Below are 346 nucleotides of genomic sequence, written 5' to 3'. Positions count from 1 at the left end.
AAACGCCACACTACCATCAGCGCTAAGAGGTTTCACTTCTGAGTTCGGGAAGGGATCAGGTGGTTCACTCTTGCTATTGTCGCCAGCAAACTGTTTTGGTTTTGGGTGGTCTTACTATTGAACTTACTTTTAAGTTCGTGCCACTTAGTACCGAAAGAGTTATTAACGGATTAGATAATTGGTCTGTATTGTAACTAGTATTTCAACTAAATCAAGTTGTGTATTGAATTTATCTTGAATACAACAACTGTTTGGGTGTTGTATAGTCAAGCCTCACGAGCAATTAGTATTGGTCAGCTTCACACGTCACCGTGCTTCCACACCCAACCTATCAACGTCCTAGTCT

At 41.0% G+C, this 346-nt stretch carries 2 rRNA genes; both read right to left on the bottom strand.

Going from position 1 to position 346, the window contains the following annotated elements:
- Positions 1–87: ribosomal RNA gene (gene rrf, locus MMP60_RS15845) — 5S ribosomal RNA — on the bottom strand; the annotation flags it as partial.
- A 175-nt stretch (positions 88–262) separates the two neighbouring features.
- Positions 263–346: ribosomal RNA gene (locus MMP60_RS15840) — 23S ribosomal RNA — on the bottom strand; the annotation flags it as partial.

This window comes from Acinetobacter sp. ANC 4805, assembly GCF_022549495.1.
Lineage (GTDB): Bacteria > Pseudomonadota > Gammaproteobacteria > Pseudomonadales > Moraxellaceae > Acinetobacter.
This window is presented reverse-complemented; position numbering and strand designations above follow the sequence as displayed.